The following is a 4,784-nucleotide window of genomic DNA, read 5'->3' as shown; positions in this document are numbered from 1 at the left end:
CCGTCCTGCTAGAAACGAACCACGAGTCCGTAAACGCCGCCCGAAAGCTTATCCCTTAATGACCAAACCCCGGCATGAATTAAGAAAGCAGTTGCAAACTGTTTAATACACAAGCGTTTCGGCTTTTCTTAGTGCCATTCGTCCATACCCCCCCTATTATTATCTCCATCTATTTCATTGGGGGGTGTGGACGGCGATGAAGAAGGCAGGGGAGCAGGGGAGCAGGGGTGCAGAGGAGATACTTCTACTAATTTTCCCCTCTGCTCCTCGGCTCCCCCGTTTCGCGTTATCGGTTCCTGCCATAGACTTCTGCCCCTCTGCTCAATTCCATACTGCATCTGCATCCTAGCCGTATAAGCCGCATTTTTCTCTTGCTCCTCTTGACGCTTTCGTTCCCTATCCTCCCGTTGACGAAGCCGATAAGAAAGCACTTTCTGGATAAACTTGACATCAGAAGTATTCAGCCGATAATACCGAACCCTCTGCCCATCCTCCATTGGTCTTCGTGACTCAGTGGACAAACCGAGTTGCCAGAGATACTGCCCCAAAATCCACAAAGCAGACTCCGATAGCGGGATGGTTAGATTGAGAATCCCCTTAACGTGAGATGCATTGCGCTTGGAGAACTCTGCCAAAGCCTGAATCATCGCTTCGTCCCCTTTAATCTCAACCCCAGCCATCATAGGCATCAGCACAGCCCTAAGTCCCAGCCGATGACGCATCAACCACGCGGTAGAATGATTGCTCCAGTCGGTGCAGATGGCGAGGCGATCGCGTTCCGATTTATCGCGTTCGGCAACAATAGCCGGCGGTGGAATAAATTCTCGCCCCTGGTCATCAGTGACCATTTCCCCTGGTGTGGCCAATATCGCTTCGAGTGCGACAATCTTTTTAATTAAGCGTCCCCCGTCATCTTGCTCAACCAGTTCAGGGGTTACGCTCATCCCGTAAGTATCCTGAATGCGGAACTTCTCACATTCCAAAACTTCCTCCGGCTTGAGATAATCTTGATGCTGCCTGCTGTTGTAAGTCTTCCTGTCAATATCTTTGGCATTGGCAACTTTGCGAAAATGCTCCTCATTGATGGCAATTCCTGCCGCTTTCATCCACCGCGAAGCCCCTTCATCACCAGCATCCCCGGCAGAAATAATGGTATTGCCCATTTCTGAAAGTAGCGATCGCAAATCGTCCCGTAAATTATTAATCGACCAATTGCGTTGCGCTTCAATCTGACAACTAGCATCTAATGCCCAGTCCTTCTCTGCCCCACGTCTGCCTGTCTCTCTGTCAATGCGGATGAGAAAGGCAGTCATTTCATTCTTCTGGAGAATCTGTTCCTTGATGCGTCGCGCATTAGTTTCGGCGTAACCGAAAGGAGGACGTGGGGCCACCCAAACATACATCGGCACATCTGGGCGATACCGCCATAACTGTTGGGCGCATTCTGTAGCCGACTGCGAGACAGCATGAAACACGCCAAACACGGCATCAAAATGATAGCTGGAAATGTCAACCCCTGAACTGAGACTGGGAGTAATTAGAAAAGCATCGATATTCTTAATGGCAATGTTAATCTCCTTGATGAAAATCACATTTTCCTCACTGCCACTGTTCTCGGAGTGAATAGCCCACACTCGTAACTTGCGGTCTTCGGCTGATTCCAGTGTTTCGTCGTTATCATCTATTGATGTCCCGTCATTCAAAGCGCGTTCCAGCTTTTTGATAAACCGCTTGCTATCACTGACCATCATCAACTTTTTACCCAGCATCAACTGAGCGTGGAACTCTGCAACGATCGCACTGCTGTTTTTCCCCTCGTACCAATAAACCTGACGGCCACCTGAACGATATTCGTTTTTGATGATGTAGGGTTTTTCACCAGATGGTCGCATTCGCATGAAGAATTCTATTGTCAGGTCATCCAAGTGAGCATCTGCTAAAACAACCAGCTTGGCATTATAAACCAGATACTCCAGTACTTCCAGGATAGCCCCCGGTGTTCCTTACAGGTCTTCGATTTGAGCAAGTGTGCAAGGTACTGGCAAGCTTCATCAATAAATAGAATATCGTAAGCCTGTAAATCATTCGCCATCTTATACAGTGAGTCTACGGTGATACTCAGTGCTTTTGCTTTAGCCCAGTCACCGCAAGAAATCGCAGAGTACATTGCTGTTTGTAAGCGATCGCTAAGATTTTTCAACAGAGTCACCCGATGCCCATTGTTCAAAAAGCTCAAGTCTGGGTTATCAAATCTCATCATCGCCAAGATTTCAGTCTTGCCAGTACCCATGTCGGAAGCCAAACCCACTAACCCCGATTGAGGCAGTGAGCGGATAACCGTGGAAAGATAGCGGGTATTGACAACGCAATTGGGTTTGAATTTGCGAAGCCCTCTGGCGCGATTAATGAAAAATCTTTGGTTTAACTCGCTGACTCTCAAGGCATCAGCAATCATCGTACTGACTGCTTTCTCAGCTTTCTTGCCCAGAGCCACAACCCAATCGTCAATTCCTTTCTCTGGCCCAGGCAAAACTGCTACTTCGCACTCGAGAGCAAGTTGGAGAATGACTTGACAGGTGCGGCGAGTAGCAGCAAAAACTTGCTGTTTGGTTTTGGGCTTGCTTTCGTAGTCGAAAAGGATAACGAATTTGCGACCCTTTTGAGCCATTGGGACTAAATCGGGGTGCAGGTATTCCAAGTCTTCCTTGCCCACGCGCCCGTTCCAGATTCCAGGGAGTGCGATCGCTACATACCCAAGAGTCAGCAGACAACCAGCCTTCTTCTCGCCCTCGGTAAGGATTACAGGTATTTCGGGATGTGCCATTACCCAAGCCCAGAACCCTAAAGCTTCACCATCCGAGGTTACAGTAATATGCTCTGGCATTGGCACGTCATACCGCAGAGCTATCAACCGCCAAATGTGTAGCGGTACTCTCAAGTAAGTAACTCGGTTAGGAGTTTTGGGTGGCGATTCTATATTTAACTGGCTTTTGGGTTTGCTCTTGAGTTGCCTTATCCCATTCCAAGCGAGGACAATCAGGTTTCATCCGTCCCCAGTCCATCGGTTGCCAATTCTTGAGGGGGTCGAGTCCACTAACCCACCATGCACCCGACTCTACGTGGGCATATCTTTTCAAGTAGCCATCGCGCAATCGCCCATCATTACGTCGAGCAGTTTGGGGGAGAGCGTATAAAAGGTATTCATATACTTCATTTCCACCCAGAGAGCGGACATTTAGCGCAGTAATTGTGGGGTCAACGGCTGAATTGACTACCCATTCGTGCCAATGGTTAGGAGCTAGCTGATTATTCGGATTTTGATGTGTATCAATAATGTTCATATTCCCTCCAAAAATAAACGCATGGATAAGTTAGCGGTATATGGACATACCGCTAATGGATGTTGGTTACGCAGACACGGGTTAAAGAAGCGTTAAATGAATATCAGCAATCAACAAAGGTGTGTTATGAGTATGAAAGCTGGAGAAGTAAGAACAAGTAGTAGTACAAATGTACTAGTCAAGCAGTCAGAATAACCGATTTTGGGCAATTAAAGAATCCAATCACTATTAAATCTCCTCTTGATTTTGGGTTTGAAGCTTAAAGGTATTGCTGCTAGGTTGTTTGAGATAGGTTTTAAGCTTTGTAAAGAAAAGCACTGTTTTGTCACCAAGAGTTTTAATCGTGATTTGACTTGGTGTCATAGAGTTGTGTTTATCTGCCTCCTCCGGTGTGTGGTCGGAATGTGAGATTAATACGCGTGCTAACGACTTTTTTGGTCTTGGGAACTTGATGCAGATGAGTAGACTGACAACCGGGGTGCATTATAAGCAAGCTTCCGTGTTCCAGCCAGAAGTCAGTAGGTTTGCCATTTCTCGGTTTGATCTGAAACTTGCGACATGACCCCAAGCTGATGGATGCAATGGCAGGGTTAAGTCCCATCGATGGCTCATTATCAGCGTGCCAGCCGATTGAATTTTGGCCAGTGCAGTACTGGTTGCCGATGACGATGCGGAACTCGTAACTAGTCAATGCGGTGATTCTGTCCCGTAAGCTAGACAGAGCTTCTGTCCAACATAGTGGTTTCAAAAACACGCTGTTGGAGTAAAGGTAATCACATCCGGCATCACCATAAATGCACTCCAGGCGGGGGACAGGCATTGTTTTACCCAGCATCCTGATTTGATTTTGCTGCCACTCCAGTTTCAAACAGTGTTGGTAGAGTTCGTTTGCAAGTTCTTGACTTAAGAAATCGGGGTAGTAAGTGATGGGTAAAACTGGGGTTGATTCCTGAAACAAATTGAGTTGTTGCATGGTACTTTTCTCAAAATAAGAAACTGCTATTAATTCTGTTCGGCTTTAAAAACCTCAACCAAAATACTTTCTGGATACAAACCAACTCGTCCAAAGCGTGGGTCATGAATGCGTTCTATTTCTATTCCTTCTTTTCTGCACAATGCACTGGCTTTTCGACCTTTCCTACCCGCTTCTTTTACCGATATTTCTAAACCTTGAAGATTAGCGAAACCAACAACACTATATTTATGGCCGCATGGTGTATTCACCCTATCTTGCTCAACTTCAACTGCTTTGAGTCTCGCCAAGATTTGAGTTTGTTGCTGTTGTTGTTGGAGTAAATGCTGTTCTTGCTGTGCCATCTGTTGGGCGATCGCAGCGAGTAACTAGACCTCTTGCAAAATTACTTTTATGTTATAGTCAAGGGTTTGCATTTTGGAATTGCTAAATTTAACTCATAGTTATAAATTGCTGCTAGTAAGTTACAA

Annotated in this window: 5 protein-coding genes; all 5 read right to left on the bottom strand. The window is 46.4% G+C overall.

The window, feature by feature from the left end; all coding sequences use genetic code 11:
* Nucleotides 1-128: 128 nt before the first annotated feature.
* Nucleotides 129-1,949, bottom strand: a complete 1,821-nt coding sequence (locus tag H6G26_RS43490) for a plasmid replication protein, CyRepA1 family (protein WP_347242590.1) — start codon at nucleotides 1,947-1,949, stop codon at nucleotides 129-131.
* Nucleotides 1,937-2,938, bottom strand: a complete 1,002-nt coding sequence (locus H6G26_RS43485; RefSeq protein WP_242054290.1) for a DUF3854 domain-containing protein — start codon at nucleotides 2,936-2,938, stop codon at nucleotides 1,937-1,939. Before H6G26_RS43485 ends, H6G26_RS43490 begins: the two co-directional genes overlap by 13 nt.
* Nucleotides 2,939-2,951: 13 nt before the next feature.
* A complete protein-coding gene (locus H6G26_RS43480) occupies nucleotides 2,952-3,341 on the bottom strand; it encodes a hypothetical protein (RefSeq protein ID WP_242054289.1) in 390 nt (129 codons plus the stop codon).
* Nucleotides 3,342-3,714: 373 nt separating this feature from the next.
* Nucleotides 3,715-4,314 (bottom strand): alpha-ketoglutarate-dependent dioxygenase AlkB, encoded by a 600-nt coding sequence (locus tag H6G26_RS38500; protein ID WP_190736995.1) that lies wholly within the window; start codon nucleotides 4,312-4,314, stop codon nucleotides 3,715-3,717.
* A 29-nt stretch (nucleotides 4,315-4,343) separates the two neighbouring features.
* A complete protein-coding gene (locus H6G26_RS38495) occupies nucleotides 4,344-4,658 on the bottom strand; it encodes a hypothetical protein (RefSeq protein WP_190736993.1) in 315 nt (104 codons plus the stop codon).
* Nucleotides 4,659-4,784: the final 126 nt, after the last annotated feature.

The sequence above is a fragment of the Nostoc sp. FACHB-888 genome, from assembly GCF_014696655.1.
GTDB lineage: Bacteria > Cyanobacteriota > Cyanobacteriia > Cyanobacteriales > Nostocaceae > Nostoc.
Note: the sequence above shows the minus strand (reverse complement) of the source record. Positions and strands in the feature narration are given on the sequence as shown.